This window comes from Trinickia sp. (assembly GCF_057351765.1).
In genome coordinates this window covers 119,997-136,230 of sequence record NZ_JBMRBK010000071.1, presented here as the reverse complement: position 1 = coordinate 136,230, position 16,234 = coordinate 119,997, and the positions used below count along the sequence as shown (strand labels likewise).

Below are 16,234 nucleotides of genomic sequence, written 5' to 3'. Positions count from 1 at the left end.
GTCAGCCGCGTCGAGCAGCTTCGATTGTCGCTATATCGATCTTTTTCATGCCCATCATGGCGTCGAACGCGCGCTTGGCCGCCGCTCGATCAGGATCGGCGATCGCGGCCATCAGAACGCGTGGAGTAATCTGCCATGACACTCCCCACTTGTCCTTGCACCAGCCGCATTCGCTTTCCTGGCCACCGTTTTGAACGATCGCATTCCATAAGCGATCCGTTTCAGCCTGGTCATCGGTCGCAACCTGGAACGAGAATGCCTCGTTGTGCTTGATTCCCGGGCCTCCGTTCAAGCCGAGGCAGGGGATGCCCATCACCGTGAACTCGACCAACAATACATCCCCCTGCGTGCCAGCCGGGTAGTCGCCGGGAGCGCGACGGACTGCGCCCACCGCGCTATCCGGGAACGTTTCGGCATAGAACTTCGCGGCGTCCAACGCGGTGCCGTCGTACCAAAGACAGATCGTGTTTTTGCTGGCCATTTCGATTCTCCTGATAGGGGATGCAGAGAAAGGTTCATCGAAGGGGAAAGGCTACGACTATTTGAGGAGGCCTGGGCACCCCCGTTGAAACCAACAACGCCTGCGTCCCCGATTTTGCGAGCTCTGTTGTAGATTGCACAACTGCCGTTGTATTTTCCACAACACGCTCACGACGCGTGGTCAGAATCGCCGCATCCATGATGAAGTCCGTGAAGGCGACATCTCGCGCGCTCAGGCGGCCAAGCTCCACAAGGACGACCGGAAAATTCGTCGCGAAGAGCGGATGATGGCAAGCCAGAACAATGGCCACATCACCAAACAGGAGCGGCGCACGCTGAACCAGCAGGAAAACCAGGTGAGCAAGAAGATCGGCTAGTGAGTCGGCGGTATGTCCGGCGCGCTCGCCGCAAGGCGCGCCGCTACCGCAGCGATGAACCCTACGGACGGAGTGTCCCGCGTTTGCCGATTACTGGCGCGATGCGATCTGCCAGCTTATCGCGCGGGCCGCTGGAAATGACAATGGAATACGCGAAGCGGCGATTCGCTTAGATCAGCCGCGCAAGCACACGAAGCCATCGAGCATGGGCAACTTGTGGCACTGCACGACGTCCCGACAGGCGGTTCAGCAGTCTCGACAGACCGCCAGGTCGACGTTCCATATACCCGCGTACGACTGCTACCACGGTCTCTTGAGACCAGCCTTCCATCTCCGGCACGGCCCATGGCGAGAGGTTGCCCCGCAACGCCGGCGCGACTTCATCTCTGAGTATCCGTTCGAGTTCTTCGCGTCCGTACCCCGACGCACGCAGCGTCTGAGCAATTGCAACGTAATCGTATTCCTGTAACTCCCGGCCGACGAATAGTTCGGCGAGTGCTTCCCACACAGGTGCTCGACGTTGGGTGTCCAGTAGTTCGCGCACTATCGTCACCGCGTGGGCCGAGGGTAAAGCACGCTGAAGCCCGCATCGGCGCCATATGCTACCCGGCGCGGACCGCCTCGCGTAATTCCGTTGAGCTTGCCGCAATGTCATGGGCGTAGCGCATTCGCGCCTGCGCGTCGCGAATGCAGCTGGCGCTGAATTGCGAGGCCGATCCTTGCAGCTCGGCAAGCGCTCGTTCGAGCGCCTGGCGGTCGTTTGAAGCAGGCAGGTTCGTCTGTTCGGGAGCCATGAAGCCGTATTCGAGAACTACGAATCCGAATGCTACGGCAAATACGACGTCGACGGCGCGTGTTGCTCACTCCCAAATCTGGTGGGAGTCCGACGTAGAAGCGGCAATGCTTCGATGCGTCTCGCCGCGCCGCCTCATGACGTTTGCAGAAGCGTCACCGATGCAGTAACGGCATTAGAACGAACAACTCGGCACGCTGCCCGACGTCGTAAAGTTCGACGTAGTCACGCCCGTTCCCGCTGGAACGTCGTTCGAGTTATATAAACCAACCTTGGCATACTGATCCCCGCTTTGCGCAGTGGCATCGAGATTGACGTTGGCCAGATATGCCCCGACCGGGTAACTCGCGTTGAGCCCGGCGATCTTCGTATACGCGCCCGACACCGATTGGATCGAGTAAGCCCCATTGACGAAGATGTTCGACAGCGCAGGACTACCGCCGGTCGTGCAACTGTTGTAGTTCGTATCCATGACGATCATGTGCTTGACATGGATCATGCATGTATTGACGTAGCTCACATTCTTCACTGTCAGCGAACACGGTCCAGTCTTGACGTTGATGCCGTTGTCGTTCGTCGACAGCGTGCCATTCAAGTCGTAGCCGTACACGTAATTGTCCTTGAACAGAATGTTCGAGACCGTGTTCTTGTCGATGCTGCCGACGGACAAACCATGGGTGCCGTACAGCCTCGTGTCGGATACAGTGACGTTCGAAATGTTTCCGGAATTGGTCTTGATGGCGATGCCGTCGTCGCCGGCTTCGATGGTCGAATGGATCACGGTGGCGTTGGTCAGGCTATCGATGTCGATACCATCTGCGTTCTTGCGCGTCGCGGGTGTACGGATAGACACGCCCCACGCTGTAAACCCGTTGCCGCCCTCGACGTACAAGTTCGGGTGCGCGGCCTGTGTCAGCGTGATGTTATAGACGATGAAGTTAGAAATCTTGCTGGCCTGCACGAGCCTCGGCGTTCCGGAGATGATGTCGCCGCGCCCATCGACCGTACCCGGTCCCATCAACGATGCGTTGGTGCCCGAGAATGCCAGCAGGTTAGCCTTGCTCGCATAGTTGTTCCCGATCAGCGTTGCGCCGGAACCGATGACGAGGCCTGCTCCCTTGATCGTCAGGCTTCCCGTGTAGAAGGCGTCGTCGGAGCCGGACGGTGCAAGCACCACGCTTTGTCCCGTACCCGCGCATGCACTTAACGCGTCCTGAATGCGGCTCGTATCATCGGTGCTCGGCGGCGATGAACGCATCGAACTGGAGAAATTCGCGTAAAGCGTCTTGCAGACGACAGGGTAAGTCGGCTCCGTTACCGCCCGGCTATCGCCCGTCGCAAGCGTCTGTGCGTGCGCGGATCCGGCGGCGAAGAGAAATCCAGTAAAGAGGAAGCTTAATTTGCTTTTTATCGTCATTGCCACACCCACCTGTTGTTGTACTTCGTTTTATTGAGCGCAAGACAATGCGCCGAGGTGAACCGTTACAATTCGTTCCGCACGAAATTGTATTCGCGCGAACGTTGCGTTTTAACGTTTGCGCGTGTAAGGGAATCCTGCAAATTGCGTGCGGATGGCTGCAATTGCTTGTCCGCCGGCATGGGGTAAAAAGCGGATCTGAATGTCTGCCGTTTTAACGTTCGCCTTACATGTCTTTCATCCCACCATTTGGGAAAAAAGGACCGGGATGTAACCGGGGATTAACAGAGCCCGTGGGACTTCTCTTCTCGCATCGGCTGTAGCCCCTTATGCTCCGACGTAGCAGACATAAGACATGCGCAAAGGCTAAGCACCTGATAAATCTATCCTTACAACTTGGCACAAGTCCTCATAACCATCGCCGCTAGAGTGAATCGCAAGCCATGGCGACGGGCATTCCATCTGCAGATGGGGCCGCGCGCGTCGGTGGGCTGAAATGAACAGGGAGGGCTCTATCATGAAAGCACGTTCCATCATTTATTCAGCTTTGATCTCGGTCGCAGCTACAGGGGCAGCGTTCACTACAGGAACTGCGTTCGCACAAAACTCACCATTTCAATCCGCATATGGTCAGGCGCGGTTGATCCCGGTCGGTGCCAGTATCGAAATTGGCGTGCATAACGACCGGTACTGGGATGGTCACCGCTATTGGGCGCATGACGAATGGCGTCGCGACCACCCACGAGATCGCGACCCTTGGCTCCACGAACACGAACGTCGCATTCGCCATCATCGCGACGATGACGAGCCGCATCGATACTGACGGCACAGCCAGAGGCCGTGGGGGCCGGCTATTCACTCGGGCAAGAGCCGGTTGCTTTGATGAGGCAACCGGCTCTGCTGCATTCGGGATTTGGGAGAAGCGGGTGACCATCCAATTGCTCCCAGACCACACGCGTATCAACGCGAAGCTTGCTCGAATCCATGGCGAATATTCCTCAACATACGGCTTGTCGCTGGCTGTGCGCGTTGAACCTCCTTGCTTGGCGAGGCCGCCAATTTGTCCGATTCCTGTTCGAGCCGGGCGATCCCGAATTCCTGAGCTGCGTCGAGCAGCGTGGTGAACCGAGGATCAAGCAAGGCGCGTTGGATATAAACGGCATCGTCGGCGCCGCGATTGGACCATACGAGTTCAGGATGTCGATCGCGAAACCGTTTGGGACTTCGAATTGTCGCGGGTCCTTCCGATGTGGCACACATCGCCGTCAAGTCCGACGTTTCCGGGACGATCGCGATACGCACGCCGGCAGCGCGCGCCAGTTTCATGACTGTGGACAGGCGCGCGGAGCCCCGTTTTTTCATACGGGATAGCGCTTTTTCGGAGAGCTGTGCTCGCGACGCCAGTTCCTTTTGCGGCAGATTTTTTCGCGCGGCTTCTCGGAAGATGTCGGCGATCAGTGTGTCGTCGTCAAATTGCGCTGCCATGGGTGCCCCTCAGGAGATGTCCGAGGCAAATGTACCGCGATTGCGACCTCTTACGAGGCAGGGCACTCCAATTTGCACTCGGGCGTTGCGACGCAGTGCGGGTTTTTGCGGGAAGCGCGTCGGCATCGGAGCATGCTGGCGCATCGTTCCGATATTCAGCGTTCAGCACGTCGCTCGTTGAACGCGATTGCCGCGCCCGCGCTGAGCAGGCAACAGGGCACGACATACCAGGCGACCGACATCGGGTTGGCCGTCCATTTCATCAACGCGGCCACGGCGAGTTGCGCGGTGCCACCGAACATCCCCGCGCCGAGCGCATAGGTCGAGCCGTGTCCCGTTGCACGCACGTTGTGCGGCAAGGCTTCCAAAACCAATACGGTGGCGGCACATCCGCCGAGCACGATCAACGCGGTGATCGAAGCAATGCCTATCAAGAGCCGTGCCGCAGTGGCGGCGGGCGTCATGGCGACGAAGAGCAGATAGACGCCGATCGCGGTCCCGCAGGCGGTGGCGAAAAGCAGAGGTTTGCGCCGCGGCAGCTTGTCGATGACGATGCCGGCCGCCGGAGACAATGCGATCAGCAGCACGGCCGAAAGTGTCGATGCGAGAAAGCCGTTCACCATTGGCTGGTGTATGACGTGCGCCATATACGTGGGCAGGAAATAGACGACCGCGTAAAGCGGTACGGTACGAAAGCCCATCAGCAATGTCGCCATTGCAATGATGCGGCGATGATGCCGAAAGAGTTGCGCGACCGGGCGGCGTCGTGCGTCGCCCGTGGCGGTCCTGTCGGAGATGCCGCCTTCCCGTAGTTTGCGGCGCAGATAGTAGGCGATGCCGATCAGCGGTAGTCCCATGGCGAACGCGACGCGCCAGCCCCAATCGAAGAGCTGGGTGGGCGTCAGCATGCCGCTCAGCAGCGCGCCGAGCGATGCGCCGAAGAGCGGTGCAATGCCGTGGCCGGCCAGTTGGCAACCGATGACGAAGCCGCGTTTCGACGGCGGCGCCGCTTCCATCGCAAGCGCCGCGGCGGGACCGATTTCACCGCCAACGGCAAGGCCCTGCAGCACGCGCGACACGACGACGAGCAGTGGCGCGGCAATGCCGATTTGCTCGTAGGTCGGGGAGAGGGCAATCGCCGCCGTGCCGAGCGTGGCGAACCAGCAGCTCAAGAACAGCGCCGGCTGCCGTCCGCGGCGATCGGCATAGGCGCCCAGCAGCAAGCCGCCTAGCGGGCGCGCGAGAAGACCGACGCCGAACGTCGCCGCGGCGAGTAGCAGCGAAGTCATCGGTTGGGTGAACGGAAAGAATCGATCTCCCATAATTGCACCGAAAAAGGCAAATACGGTGAAGTCGAAGAGTTCGAGGCCATTGAGGAGCGAAGTCGCGAAAACGGCCTTCAGCAGGCGCGCATCGATGCGGCCGTTGCCGGGCGAGGGCGGTCGTTCCCGAGCCGCAACGCTGGCAGGGGGCGGGCTGGCTGTGTTCGGGCGGTTGTCGCGTTCATGAGGGTCCAAAGCGCGCATGTCGTGGTCCCCGAGATTCTCGATAAGTTCGACGTGCAAGTATCCAAAATAAAAATCCAACAAGAAATAAGCACGCGCCGGTTATGACGATTCGTCACGAGCAAAGCTGAAATCAATCGTTCACGCCGAGCGAATCGTTTTCTAGACTGGCTCTTCCGGTTGCGCTCGCAACGGTGCCCTTGTTCCGATCAATTTGCACACCTGAATATTTTGACTGGCGCGTAAAAACGCTCCTTGGGGAATCTATGTCTTCAGAAAACGACGACCAACACGTGGCGGCCCGCCGCCGCTGGCTCAAAGCCGCGGCGGTAGGCGGTGCGATGCTCGCGTCGGGGGCGGCTGCCATCGGCTTCGGTCCCGCCGCATTCGCGCAGAAACCCGCGAAAACATTGCGGATCGGTTATCAGAAATACGGCACCCTGGTACTGCTGAAAGCCCGCGGCACGCTCGAAAAACGCGTCGCGAGCGAGGGCGTCACAGTGAAATGGCTCGAGTTCCCCGCCGGGCCGCAATTGCTCGAGGGCCTCAACGCGGGAGCCATCGATTTCGGCACGGTGGGCGAAACGCCGCCTATCTTCGCGCAAGCGGCAGGGGTCGATTTCGTCTATGTCGCCAACGAGCCGCCGGCTCCGACGTCCGAAGCCGTCGTCGTCCCGCGCAATTCGCCGATCAAGACGGTTGCCGATCTACGCGGCAAGAAAGTCGCGCTGAACCGGGGCTCCAACGTGCACTACCTGCTCGTACGTGCGCTGCGGCATGCCGGTCTCGATTACGCCGACATTCAGCCCGCCTACCTGGCGCCGGCGGATGCGCGCGCGGCCTTCACGCAAGGCAGTGTCGATGCCTGGGTGATCTGGGACCCGTATTTTGCGGCTATCCAGCGACAGGCCGACGCGCGCGTGCTCGTGGACGGAACGGGCCTCGTCGACAACACGCAGTTCTATCTCGCCGCGCGCAAGTTCGCGGCGACCGAGCCGAAGCTCGTGCATGCGGTCCTCGAAGAGCTCGCCAAGGCGGATGCGTGGGCCAAGGCGCACCCGGCGGAAGTGGCGCGAGAGCTTGCGCCGCTCGTCGGCCTGGACGCGTCCACGGTCGAACTCGCGGCTCGCCGCGCGGCTTATGGCGCGACGCCGGTCACCGCTCAGGTGCTGGCCTCGCAGCAGACGATCGCCGATACGTTCGGCGAACTCAAATTGATTCCGAAGCGCATCGCCGTGCATGACGCACAGTGGCTTGCATGAAACCGTGAGACGAGAAGGAGAACGATGATGCGGGTGTTCTGGTTCATTCCGACGCATGGCGATACGCGTTACCTGGGGACGTCCGACGGCGCGAGGGCGGCGACCTACGATTACTTCAAACAAGTCGCGGTGGCGGCCGACACGCTCGGCTACGACGGCGTGCTGCTGCCGACCGGGCGCTCCTGCGAGGATGCATGGGTCGTCGCATCGAGCTTGATCGCGGTCACGCAGCGCCTGAAGTTTCTCGTCGCGATACGGCCGGGGTTGAGTTCGCCGGCGCTCTCGGCGCGCATGGCGGCAACGTTCGATCGCCTCTCGAACGGGCGATTGCTCATCAACGTCGTCACGGGTGGCGACCCGGCGGAACTCGAGGGCGACGGTGTCTTTGCCGATCACGACACACGTTACGAGATCACGGACGAGTTTCTGACGATCTGGCGAGAACAGCTTCGGACGGCCCACGAAGGCGGCACAGTCGACTATCGAGGCGCGCATCTCGCTTCGAAGGGCGGCAAGCTGCTCTACCCGAGCGTGCAGCGCCCGCATCCGCCGCTCTGGTTCGGCGGTTCCTCGCCGGCCGCTCACACTATCGCTGCCTCGCACGTCGACACTTACCTTACTTGGGGCGAGCCGCCGCAAGCCGTCGAAAAAAAGATCGCCGAGGTGCGCGCCAAGGCGCGGGAGCAAGGCCGCGATCTTCAATTCGGCATTCGCTTGCACGTGATCGTGCGCGAGACGGCCGACGAGGCGTGGGCTGCAGCCGACAGGCTCATCAGCCGCCTGGACGACGAAACGATCGGCCGCGCGCAAACGGCCTTTTCGAAGATGGATTCCGAGGGGCAGCGCCGCATGGCGGCACTGCATGGCGGCAAGGGGCGTACAAGGGCGGACCTCGAGATCTATCCCAATCTCTGGGCGGGCGTCGGACTTGTGCGAGGCGGAGCGGGGACGGCACTCGTCGGAGACGCGAAGCAAGTTGCGGCACGCATGAGCGAGTACGCCGAGCTCGGCATCGGGACATTCATTCTGTCCGGCTATCCCCATCTCGAGGAGGCCTATCGCTTCGCGGAGCTGGTCTTTCCGCGGTTGCCCGGGCGCGTTCGGGAACGTATCGAGGCGCCATTGTCCGGCCCATTCGGCGAGGTGGTGGGTAACAGCTATTTGCCGAACGTTTCGCAAAGCTGATGACGGGCCGATAACCGCAACTGCAAACCTGGGAGAAAGCATCGTGAAATGGCAAGGAGTCCTGATCAAACGCGTTGCGCCATGGATCGTGCCGGCGCTGATCGTTGCGCTATGGGAGGCGAGCGCACGCGCCGGGTGGCTCGCTGCGCGCGTGTTGCCCGAGCCGCTTGCAGTGGCCGATGCGGCATGGAGGCTCTGGCGCAGCGGAGAGATATCGGCCGACGTGAAAGTCAGCGCGTGGCGCGCGCTCACGGGGTTTGCGATCGGCGGCGGTGCCGGATTCGTATGCGGCCTGGCCTGCGGACTCTTCAAGCCGGTCGAGGCGGCGCTCGATTCGACCGTCCAGATGATTCGCAACATTCCCGCGCTGGCAATGATTCCGCTCGTCATACTCTGGTTCGGCATCGAAGAGCAGGCAAAGCTTTTTCTCGTCGCGCTCGGCGTATTTTTTCCGATCTACGTGAATACGTTTCACGGCATCCGTTCGGTCGACGCGAATCTCGTCGAAATGGCGAAGAGCTACGATGTCCACGGATTCGCGCTCTATCGCGACGTGATTTTGCCGGGCGCGTTGCCGACGATACTGCTCGGCGTACGGTTTGCGTTGGGTCTCATGTGGACGATGCTGATCGTCGCCGAGACCATTTCGGCGCAGTCCGGTATCGGCTACATGACGATGAATGCGCGCGAATTCATGCAAACCGATGTCGTCGTATTGGGCATCCTGCTCTACGCGGTGCTGGGCAAGCTGGCCGATGTGCTCGCCCGTTGGCTCGAGCGGCAGTTGATGCCGTGGCATCCCGCATTCGCCGCATCGGCGCGCAGTGCCGGCACGCGGCGCCGTGTGTTGCACTGGGCGAGAGCGATCCGGCGGCCATCGGGCTCGTTCAAGGGAGCGAAGGCATGACGGCGACCGCACTGGAAGCCGCCGTCCGGTTGCGCGCGGTGACGAAGCGCTACGGATCGCGCACGGTTCTCGACCGTCTCGATCTGACGATCGACAAAGGCAGTTTCATAGCGGTCATCGGCCGTAGCGGATGTGGAAAGTCGACGCTGCTGCGGCTCGTGGCCGGGCTCGACACAGCCGACGACGGCGAAGTCGATATCGGTGCGCGCGCGCAGGACTCGGCGCGCGACGAGGACGGGGCGCCGCCGCGTACCCGGATCATGTACCAGGACGCACGCCTGCTGCCGTGGAAGAGCGTGCTCGGCAACGTGATGCTCGGTTTGCCTCGCGCCGCGCGCGACGATGCGCGCGCGGCGCTCCAGGAAGTCGGGCTGGGCGCGCGCGAACACGATTGGCCGGCGCAGCTTTCCGGCGGACAGCGTCAACGCGTGGCGCTCGCGCGCGCACTCGTTCACCGCCCCGACCTGCTGTTACTCGACGAACCGCTCGGCGCGCTCGATGCGCTGACGCGCATCGAAATGCATGAACTCATCGAGCGGCTTTGGCGCGAATACGGGTTCACCGCGCTGCTCGTCACGCACGATGTTCATGAGGCGGTGGCATTGGCGCAGCGCATCGTGCTCATCGAGCACGGGCGCGTGGCACTCGAGCGAGCAGTCGACCTACCGCGACCGCGGGCGCGCGGCGCCGCCGCTTTCGCCGCGATCGAAAACGATGTGTTGCAGCGTGTGCTGCATCCGGCATTCAAGAGGACATGAGCGATGACGAAGCAATTGAAATTGGTTGCCGTATCCGGCGGACTTCAGCGGCCTTCGCGCACACTGGTGCTCGTCGAAGAGATCGTGGCGGCGTTGAGTGCGGTCGTCGCGCTCGACGTTCGGCTCGTCGAGCTTGGCGAAATCGCTCCGGCGCTGGGACGGACCGTGTATCGCAACCAATTGCCACCGGAGGCGAGGGCGCATGTCGAAGCGATCGAAGGGGCCGATGCGCTCGTGGTGGCGAGTCCCGTGTTCCGCGGCTCTTTCACGGGGCTTTTCAAGCACCTGTTCGATCTGGTCGGCCAGGATGCACTCGTCGATAAGCCGGTGTTGCTTGCCGCCACCGGCGGAAGCGAGCGTCATTCGCTCGTCATCGAACATCAGCTGCGGCCGCTTTTCGCCTTCTTTCAAGCGCTTACGCTGCCCCTCGGGGTCTATGCCTCGGAGCGTGACTTCGATCACTACGAAATAGCGAGCACGGCCCTGCGGCAACGGATTGCGCTGGCCGTGGAGCGCGCCGCGCCGTGGCTCGAAGGAAGGCCCGCGTTGGCTGCGGCCGCGCGCGAAACTGTCGCGGCCTGACGAGTCCCTCGCCAATTCGGCGATCGATTTTTGCCGCCTCCAGGAGGTAAGCTACTACTTAAATCGATCTAAACGGTCCTTTAGCGCATCGCTATGTCGGCATTGAATGGCAAAGGGCGCGCTATCCAAAAGGATCGATATCGCTATAATGCGGAGCGTTCATTCATATTATGTTTCATGCTCCGAACCCTCCGAATCCTTTGCGCATCGCTGCTTTTGTTCGGCTCTTTCACGCACGCGATTGCTGAGGAGCCCGAAACGATTCGCGCTATCGCCGCTTCGTCGCCCAAGGCACCGGGCGATGCGCTCGCGTCTGCCCCGGCCGCTGCAAGCGATTCGGCCGCCGACAGCGAAACGCACAAGCTATCGGGCATGCTCGTGCGCAAATTCGGTCTTGCGCGAGCCAAGGCGGAGCAGATCGCTCGGGCCGTCATGGCTTCGGCCTCGAAGTACTCGCTGCCTCCGGCACTGGTGCTGTCGATCATCTCGATCGAATCGAGGTTCAAGGAGACGGCCCGCGGCGCGCATGGCGCGACGGGCCTCATGCAGGTCGTTCCCGCGGCGCACCGTCGGCTCGTGCAGCATATCGATCTCACCCAGCCGGCCGCCAATATCGATGCGGGCTCGGCCATCCTGCGCGGCTATATCGAATCCGCTCAGGGAGATGTGGTCGCTGCACTCAAGAACTATGGCGGCTCGACGGCTTATGCCCGCAAAGTGAGCCTGCATGCGCATGATTTCGAATTGAACGCCGGCGCGAGTGCCACAACCGCAAGCGCCGACCGCTAAAACGGCTTTGCGCCGTGGCATTGCCGCGCTTCGCGTTTCGTGTGAATTTCTCGTATCCCGGGATGTCGTGGCAGATCGCTCTGCTAGAATCGGTCGACGTCGTGCGCCGCGCGCATAAGCGAAAAGCAGTAAAAACAATAATTCAATCGACGTACCTGGGCCAATTTCGCACAATCGGAACCACCAATGAAATTGCTCCGTCGATTGCTCGTCTGTCTGATGCCCATGGGCGCCATGGTTCATGCGGAAGCCACGCAGTGGAGCTACCTGTCGGGCGAACGCGATCTCTCCTATGCAGTGGATACCGATAGTGTCGCCACCGACGCCGACGGCTACATCGAATACATCGGAAAGACGACGTGGAAAGTCCCGGAGAAGGTGCAGGGCGCCGCTCAGCCCGTCGCCGTTTCGCTCACCCGCTATCAGATCGATTGCAGCCACAAGCGATGGCGCGCGGTCGATACGCATTATCTCGCCGCCGACGGCACCCCCGCAGGCTTCGTCCATCCCACCAGCCCCGAGTGGACTGCAATCGGTCCCGGCACCGTCGTCGACATCATGTTCCGCAAAGTCTGCTGAGGCGCAGCGCGAACCGTCGGACGGTCTAAGGGCCTAAGCGCGTCGAGAAATGTTCCGGGGTATGGCCTACTATGTGGACACCGCTTCGCGGGCGCGTCGTTCCGGCGTGGGCGGCATCCACTGACAGGAGAACAAGATGGGACTTATGCGCAAACTGAGCATGGCCGTCCTGCTTTCGGCCGCGGCGACGAGCGCCGTGTATGCCGAGGAAGTCGCATATAAGGCGACGCTGACGGGTTCGGCCGAGGTGCCGCCGACAACGAGCCCGGGCAAGGGTTCGGTCGACGCTACACTCGACACGTCGACAAAAGCGTTCAAATGGACGATCAGCTATGAAGGACTGACCGGGCCCGCGACGGCGGCGCACTTTCACGGGCCGGCGGCGGTCGGACAAAACGCAGCGCCCGTGGTCCCGGTGAAAGTGCCGGAGGCGGCATCCGGCAACGTGTCCGGAACGCAGACGCTGACCGATGCGCAGATCGCCGACCTTGAAAACGGCAAGTGGTACTTCAACGTGCATACGGCGAAGAACAAAGGTGGCGAGATCCGCGGTCAACTGCAGCCGTCGCACTGAGCGGTGAATCCTTGAGCTGGCAAAGCCGGGTCGCCTGCTGGCTTCTCGAGCGGCAGTTTCGCCCGGAGACCGAAAACCCGCATGCGAGCGTGGAGCGCGCGCGGGCCAGGACGGCCGCGCGGATATGGTCGCCGCGCGTGCCGGCCGGGTGGCGCTTCATCGACAGCAGCGGGCGCAACCACGCGCCGCTTGCTGGCGAATGGCTCGAGCCGATCGCCGATATGGCCCGCGCGGCACCGGTGCGCACACTGCTTTACCTGCACGGCGGAGGTTATTACTTCTGCTCGCCCAAGTCGCATCGGTCGCTCGTCTTTCCGCTCGCGGTGCACACGGGCGCCCGCACGTTTTCTCTCGACTATCGGCTGGCGCCGGAGCACCCGTTTCCGGCAGCGCTCGACGACGCGCTGGCAGCCTATCGGCAATTGGTCCGGGACGGCATACCGCCGGAATCCATCGTCGTGGCCGGCGATTCTGCCGGCGGCGGCCTCGCGCTGGCGCTGCTCGTGGCGCTGCGCGATGCCGGCGATGCGTTGCCCGCGGCGGGCTTGCTGTTTTCCCCGTGGACCGACCTCGCCGCGACGGGCGCGACGCTCGTCAGCAACGATGGTCTGGATCCGATGTTCCGGGGCGCCGCCATTGCGCGCGCGGCCCGGTTCTATCTCGGCACCACGAGCACCACGCATCCTTACGCCTCGCCGCTCTACGCCGATCTGAAGGGCCTGCCGCCCTTGCTGATCCAGGCCGGCAGCACGGAAGTGCTGCTCGATGATGCGCGGCGGGTGGCCGAGCGGGCGCGCGCGGTGCAGGTCGAAGTGGATTTCGAAATCTGGCCGAAGATGCCGCATGTCTGGCAATTGTTCGTGCCGTTCATCCCGGAGGGGCGCGCGGCGCTCGAGCGGGCCGCCGCCTTCGCGTGCCGCCACGCGAAGGCGTGCCGTGTTCAGCCGCGTGCCGAGCGCTCGATCGCCTCATAGGCGAGGCGCACCGCATCGGAGCCGTATTGCCGTTCGAGGCGGCGCACCGTGAAATGACCGTGGGCGGTCTGCTGAAAGTGATCGATGAAGGCCGTATTGACGAGTGCGCCGAGCACTGCGCCGATGGCCGGAATCGATTTGGCCGCCACCTGTTCACTGACCTGCACCGAAAAGCGCGCCGCAATGGCGTTGGTGAGCCTCATCAGCGCGGACGCGCCGTGCGCCGCAACCCCTTTCGACGCGAGCTCGGACGACGCTTTCGAGATCGCCTGTGCGAGCGCGCCGCGTGCGATGAAATAGCCGAAATCGGCATCCTCGTCGGTGCTGGCGTGCCGCGCCGCACCGCCGCCCAGCCCGAAAACCGATAAGCATTGAAGCCGTGTTTCGGCCGAGTTCAGGTCTTCGCCTTCGCTGCGCGCGATGTCGCAGATCGAGCGAAACATGAGGGCCGTCGTCACCGGCAGTTCCGCTGGCAGCGCCATCAGCCCGAATGCGCCTCCTGCCGCGCCGGTCGTCGCTACGGCCACCTTGTGCCAGATGTCCCGCGCGGGCCGGAGAGGGCCGGGCGCACTCCGCCCCGATTTGGGGACGCTCGCGAGCGCCACATGAAGGCATTTTTCGAGCGCAACGCGCGTCGCGGCGGCGACCGTATCGTGCGCTGCCGCCGGCAGACGCTCGATCAGCCGCTCGATCGGGGCACCGACGGCAGCGGCAAGCTTCATGGCAAGCGGCTGGCGCTCCAACGCTTCCTTCGCGCGCGCCAAAGCGGCGCGGTCGTCTTCAGTCAGCGCTGTGGTAGCGATTGGAATCGTTTTCATCGTCAGAAAAACTCTTTCGAATACGAGATGGCCTGCGCAAGCGGCGGTCCGCGCGCTCGCAGCGCCGTCGCCTGCCTCATGCTAGCATTACGATATCTTTGACGGATCAACGATTGTATCGACAAAAAATGGCTGTCCATACCGCCGCTCAACATTCACGTGCGCAGGTACTGCCGTTTCGTGAGTCGCTGCTCGCGATGCTCGGCATCTCTTTCGTGACAATGCTCGTCGCGTTCGATCAGACAGTGGTCGGCACGGCTTTGCCTACCATCGTGGCCGAACTCAAAGGCTTCGAGCTCTACGCGTGGGTGGCCACGTCGTATCTGCTCACCTCGGTCATTACCGTCCCGATCTTCGGCCGGCTCGGCGACTATTACGGGCGCAAGCCTTTCGTCCTCGTATCGATCGCGCTTTTCACCGGCGCGTCGGCGCTATGCGGCGCGGCCAACAGCATGCTGTTCCTCGTGCTCGCGCGGGGGCTGCAGGGCATTGGCGGCGGCATGCTCGTCGGCACCGCGTTCGCCTGTATCGCCGATCTTTTCCCCGATTCGGTCGTGCGCCTGCGCTGGCAGGTCATGATGAGTTCGGCCTTCGGCATTGCGAATGCCATCGGTCCTTCGCTCGGTGGTTTTCTCACGCAGTACTGGGGATGGCGGTGGGCATTCTTCGTGAATCTGCCCGTCGGGTTGCTCTCGCTCGTCTTCGTGTGGCGTTATCTGCCGCATCTCCGGCATATCGCGCATACCGTGCGCGTACGGCTCGACTGGGTCGGGGCGCTTTTGATCGCCGTGGCGCTCAGCGCGCTGCAGCTTTTCGTCGAATGGGTCGCGCACGACGGATTCACGCCGAGCGTCGTTGCGCTGGCCGTGGTCGGCCTCGGCTGCGCGTTTGGCCTGCTGAAGTGGGAACGCTCGAACGCCCAACCCATCCTTCCGCTCGACATGTTTCGCAATCGCTCGCTGGCCGCACTGTTCTCGCTTTCGGTGCTCGGCGGTTTTTCGATGTTTTCGCTGCTGTTCTATGCGCCGCTATTGCTGCAAGGCGGCTTCGGCCTTTCGCCGCGCGATGCCGGCCTCGTCGTCACGCCGTTGGTCGTGTTCATCACGATCGGCAGCATCGTGAATGGGCGGATCGTCACGCGCGTTCGCAATCCGAATACGATGCTCTACGTCGGCTTCACGCTCGTTGCGCTGGCGTGTTCGGGCACTGTGCTCGCCACGCGCACCATGCCGCACGCAGTCCTGATGGCATTCATGATGGCCGGCGGGCTCGGCCTGGGCTTCGTGCTGCCGAATCTGACGGTGTTCGCGCAACAGACCGCGGGCCGCGAGCATCTCGGAATCGCGACGGCGCTTTTGCAGTCGTTGCGCATGATCGGGGGTATGATCGGCACCGCGTTTACGGGGACGCTCGTCACGCGGATGTACGAGCATGGCGTGCGCGACGCGCTTGCGACGGACCGTGCCACGGCATGGATCGCCCGATTTCGCGATCCGCAGATCCTCGTGAATATCGATGCTCAGCGCGCGCTCGCGCGAGAGCTGGCCGTTCGAGGCTTCGACGGCGCCGCGTTGATCGAAGCTTCGCGCGAGGCACTCGTCGCGGCCATCCATGCCGGCATCGCCGTCGCAATGGTGGTCGCCGTATTTTCGATCTGGCAGTGCCGGCGCGTGCCGCGCATCAAGATCACGAGGGCCGCCGAGCCGGTGCCCGCCGCAGAATGAATTTGGAAGTCAGCCACCACGCTCC

General features: G+C 62.4%; 18 protein-coding genes. 12 read left to right on the top strand and 6 right to left on the bottom strand.

What is annotated here, in order from left to right; genetic code table 11:
- Position 1 precedes the first annotated feature (1 nt).
- Positions 2 to 481 carry a VOC family protein gene (locus ACO1XS_RS19620; protein ID WP_331569228.1) on the bottom strand — a complete coding sequence of 160 codons (480 nt, stop codon included), beginning with the start codon at positions 479 to 481 and terminating at the stop codon, positions 2 to 4.
- Between the two features lie 100 nt (positions 482 to 581).
- Here ACO1XS_RS19620 and ACO1XS_RS19615 point away from each other — a divergent pair, with 100 nt between their 5' ends.
- Positions 582 to 857, top strand: coding sequence for a hypothetical protein (locus tag ACO1XS_RS19615; protein WP_486391469.1), 276 nt, complete (start codon positions 582 to 584; stop codon positions 855 to 857).
- A gap of 169 nt (positions 858 to 1,026) precedes the next feature.
- Here the strand turns inward: ACO1XS_RS19615 and ACO1XS_RS19610 are convergent, their stop codons facing one another.
- A complete protein-coding gene (locus tag ACO1XS_RS19610) occupies positions 1,027 to 1,512 on the bottom strand; it encodes a DUF7079 family protein (protein ID WP_422664590.1) in 486 nt (161 codons plus the stop codon).
- Between the two features lie 313 nt (positions 1,513 to 1,825).
- A complete protein-coding gene (locus ACO1XS_RS19605; RefSeq protein WP_331569224.1) occupies positions 1,826 to 3,067 on the bottom strand; it encodes a glycosyl hydrolase family 28 protein in 1,242 nt (413 codons plus the stop codon).
- 517 nt (positions 3,068 to 3,584) lie between these two features.
- Between ACO1XS_RS19605 and ACO1XS_RS19600 the strand changes: the two genes are divergently transcribed.
- Entirely contained in the window at positions 3,585 to 3,890 is a 306-nt protein-coding gene (locus tag ACO1XS_RS19600) for a hypothetical protein (protein ID WP_486391460.1), read from the top strand.
- 137 nt (positions 3,891 to 4,027) lie between these two features.
- Here the strand turns inward: ACO1XS_RS19600 and ACO1XS_RS19595 are convergent, their stop codons facing one another.
- Both ACO1XS_RS19595 and ACO1XS_RS19590 read right to left on the bottom strand, forming a co-directional pair.
- On the bottom strand, positions 4,028 to 4,552 hold the full coding sequence (locus tag ACO1XS_RS19595; protein WP_486391459.1) for a helix-turn-helix domain-containing protein: 525 nt from the start codon (positions 4,550 to 4,552) through the stop codon (positions 4,028 to 4,030).
- Between the two features lie 155 nt (positions 4,553 to 4,707).
- A complete protein-coding gene (locus ACO1XS_RS19590) occupies positions 4,708 to 6,078 on the bottom strand; it encodes an MFS transporter (RefSeq protein WP_486391458.1) in 1,371 nt (456 codons plus the stop codon).
- Between the two features lie 245 nt (positions 6,079 to 6,323).
- On the opposite strand from ACO1XS_RS19590, the gene ACO1XS_RS19585 reads away from it, so the two are divergent.
- The 9 genes from ACO1XS_RS19585 to ACO1XS_RS19545 all read left to right on the top strand — a co-directional run bounded on the left by ACO1XS_RS19585 (position 6,324) and on the right by ACO1XS_RS19545 (position 13,667).
- A complete protein-coding gene (locus ACO1XS_RS19585; RefSeq protein WP_331569657.1) occupies positions 6,324 to 7,319 on the top strand; it encodes a sulfonate ABC transporter substrate-binding protein in 996 nt (331 codons plus the stop codon).
- Positions 7,320 to 7,346: 27 nt separating this feature from the next.
- On the top strand, positions 7,347 to 8,504 hold the full coding sequence (gene ssuD, locus ACO1XS_RS19580; RefSeq protein ID WP_486391468.1) for an FMNH2-dependent alkanesulfonate monooxygenase: 1,158 nt from the start codon (positions 7,347 to 7,349) through the stop codon (positions 8,502 to 8,504).
- Positions 8,505 to 8,547: 43 nt separating this feature from the next.
- Positions 8,548 to 9,411 carry an aliphatic sulfonate ABC transporter permease SsuC gene (gene ssuC / locus ACO1XS_RS19575; protein ID WP_486391457.1) on the top strand — a complete coding sequence of 288 codons (864 nt, stop codon included), beginning with the start codon at positions 8,548 to 8,550 and terminating at the stop codon, positions 9,409 to 9,411.
- Entirely contained in the window at positions 9,297 to 10,169 is an 873-nt protein-coding gene (locus tag ACO1XS_RS19570; RefSeq protein ID WP_486391456.1) for an ATP-binding cassette domain-containing protein, read from the top strand. Before ssuC ends, ACO1XS_RS19570 begins: the two co-directional genes overlap by 115 nt.
- Before the next feature lie 3 nt (positions 10,170 to 10,172).
- A complete protein-coding gene (gene msuE, locus ACO1XS_RS19565) occupies positions 10,173 to 10,751 on the top strand; it encodes an FMN reductase (RefSeq protein ID WP_331569651.1) in 579 nt (192 codons plus the stop codon).
- A 177-nt stretch (positions 10,752 to 10,928) separates the two neighbouring features.
- A complete protein-coding gene (locus ACO1XS_RS19560; protein WP_331569649.1) occupies positions 10,929 to 11,540 on the top strand; it encodes a lytic transglycosylase domain-containing protein in 612 nt (203 codons plus the stop codon).
- 186 nt (positions 11,541 to 11,726) lie between these two features.
- Complete coding sequence (locus ACO1XS_RS19555; RefSeq protein ID WP_331569647.1) at positions 11,727 to 12,119, top strand: surface-adhesin E family protein; 393 nt, start codon at positions 11,727 to 11,729, stop codon at positions 12,117 to 12,119.
- Positions 12,120 to 12,255: 136 nt separating this feature from the next.
- Positions 12,256 to 12,693, top strand: coding sequence for a CHRD domain-containing protein (locus tag ACO1XS_RS19550; RefSeq protein WP_331569645.1), 438 nt, complete (start codon positions 12,256 to 12,258; stop codon positions 12,691 to 12,693).
- Between the two features lie 11 nt (positions 12,694 to 12,704).
- Positions 12,705 to 13,667, top strand: a complete 963-nt coding sequence (locus tag ACO1XS_RS19545; RefSeq protein ID WP_481582288.1) for an alpha/beta hydrolase fold domain-containing protein — start codon at positions 12,705 to 12,707, stop codon at positions 13,665 to 13,667.
- Here ACO1XS_RS19545 and ACO1XS_RS19540 read toward each other — a convergent pair.
- Positions 13,634 to 14,485 carry an EcsC family protein gene (locus ACO1XS_RS19540; protein ID WP_486391455.1) on the bottom strand — a complete coding sequence of 284 codons (852 nt, stop codon included), beginning with the start codon at positions 14,483 to 14,485 and terminating at the stop codon, positions 13,634 to 13,636. The genes ACO1XS_RS19545 and ACO1XS_RS19540 overlap by 34 nt on opposite strands.
- Positions 14,486 to 14,613: 128 nt before the next feature.
- Here ACO1XS_RS19540 and ACO1XS_RS19535 point away from each other — a divergent pair, with 128 nt between their 5' ends.
- Entirely contained in the window at positions 14,614 to 16,209 is a 1,596-nt protein-coding gene (locus ACO1XS_RS19535; protein ID WP_331569639.1) for an MFS transporter, read from the top strand.
- Positions 16,210 to 16,234: the final 25 nt, after the last annotated feature.